The 2,055-nt window shown below is 73.0% G+C and carries 1 protein-coding gene and 1 pseudogene; both read left to right on the top strand.

The features are described from left to right. A partial coding sequence (locus AC1DUQ_RS21545) for a DNA glycosylase AlkZ-like family protein (protein WP_477074612.1) occupies positions 1-776 on the top strand: 776 nt, incomplete at its 5' end. Between the two features lie 116 nt (positions 777-892). After that, positions 893-2,043: pseudogene (locus tag AC1DUQ_RS21540) on the top strand (solute carrier family 23 protein). Positions 2,044-2,055 lie beyond the last annotated feature (12 nt).

Raw genomic sequence — 2,055 nt, 5'->3', positions numbered from 1 at the left:
ACTACGGGCTCGCCCCGTCGGACTGGCCCGCGTTCCGGCAGGCGGTGCGCGACGCCCTCGCCGGCGGGCCGCTCACCCCCGCGGCTCTCGGGGCCACGCTCACCGCCGAGCCCACGTTCCACCATCTGGAGAAGGTCTTCGCGGACAACCCGTGGACGCTGATCAAGGCGCTCGCCTGGCAGGGCGACCTCTGCTTCGGTCCGTCGCGCGACGGCCAGGCGACGCTCCAGCGGCTGGACGCCAACCCGCTCTGGGCCGGTCTCGTGGAGGTCGACGACGCCGGACCCCGGGCGGTCGAGTCCTACGTCCGGGCGTACGGGCCGACGACACCCACGCACCTGCAGTACTGGCTCGGCGAGGGGCTGGGCGTCCGGCGCGGGCACCTCCGGACCTGGATCGCCGGTCTCGGGGAGCAGCTGGCCACCGTCGAGGTGGAGGGCGAGCCGGCGCTCGTCCTACAGGAGGATCTGGAGGAGCTGGTGGCGGCCCGCCCGACGAGGACCGTCCGGCTGCTGCCGCGGTACGACCAGTGGGTGCTCGGACCTGGGACGGCCGACCTGCACGTCCTTCCTCCCGCGCAGCGCGCTGCGATCAGCCGGGGCGCGAACATCGCCGTGGTCGGGGGCGCCGTGCGCGGGACCTGGTCCCAGTCGGCCGACGAGGTCCGGGTGACGTGGTTCGACGCGGCGCCCCCGCGGGCTGCGGTCGAGGACGAGGTCGAGCGGCTGGGGACGATCCTCGCGACGCCGCTGAGGCTCGCCGCCGACCCGCGCTGAGCGTGCGAGACCGCGCTGCTGGCGCAACCGCTGGCCGCGTTGCTAGCGTCCGCGTGCCGCACAGGCGCACGGGGCGACCGTTGCCCCATCGACTTCCACGAGTAGGGACTGGCCCCATGAGCATCGGATGGCGTCTGCACGGCGATGGACGCACGGTCCCTGTCGGCGAGGTCGTCGCCCCCGACGAGCGCCTCAGCTGGCCCCGCACGGTCGGCATCGGCATGCAGCACGTCGTGGCGATGTTCGGGGCCACGTTCCTGGTCCCGCTGCTGACCGGCTTCTCCCCGGCGACGACCCTGTTCTTCTCCGCCGTCGGCACGGTGGTGTTCCTGCTCATCACGCGCAACAAGCTGCCGAGCTACCTGGGCTCCTCGTTCGCGTTCATCGCCCCCATCGCCGCAGCGACCGCCACCGGCGGGCAGTCCGTGGCACTGGGCGGCATCGTCGTCGTCGGTGTGCTGCTCGCCGCCATCGGCGCCGTGGTGCACTTCGCCGGGTCGGGGTGGATCGACACGCTCATGCCGCCCGTCGTCACGGGCACGATCGTCGCGCTCATCGGCCTGAACCTCGCCCCGGTGGCCTGGGGGACGTGCTCGCAGAGCGTCGTCGATGGGGCCATCGTCGAGACGTGCAGCAACGGCTTCCGCGCGGCACCCATCACCGCGCTGGCCACCCTGCTCGCGACGTGGCCGAGAACATCGGCCACGTCAAGTCCGTCGCCGCGATGACCGGGCACGACATGGACCCGCTGGCCGGCCGCGCCCTCTTCTCCGACGGCATCGCGACCACCCTGGCCGGGCTCGGCGGCGGCTCGGGCACCACCACCTACGCCGAGAACATCGGCGTCATGGCCGCCACCAAGGTGTACTCCACGGCCGCATACTGGGTCGCCGCGGCCACGGCCCTGGTGCTCTCCCTCTCGCCGAAGTTCGGTGCGGTGGTGGCCTCGATCCCCGCAGGCGTCCTCGGCGGGGCGACGACCGTCCTCTACGGGATGATCGGCATCCTCGGCGCCCGGATCTGGGTGCAGAACAGGGTCGACTTCTCCGACCCGAAGAACCTCACCACGGCCGCCGTCGCCCTGGTCATCGGCATCGCCAACTTCACCTGGGCCCCTGGCGACCTCGTCTTCGGCGGCATCGCGCTCGGCACCGCCGCCGCGCTGATCATCTACCACCTGATGCGCGTGCTGGCCGACTGGCGCGGCACCAGCCAGGAGCCCGCCTCCCCGGCCTCGGTCCCCGCGGTCGACCCTGTGGGCCGGTAGCCGCCGCCGGAC

The organism is Cellulomonas sp. P4_B5_2 (assembly GCF_056402235.1).
Note: the sequence above shows the minus strand (reverse complement) of the source record. Positions and strands in the feature narration are given on the sequence as shown.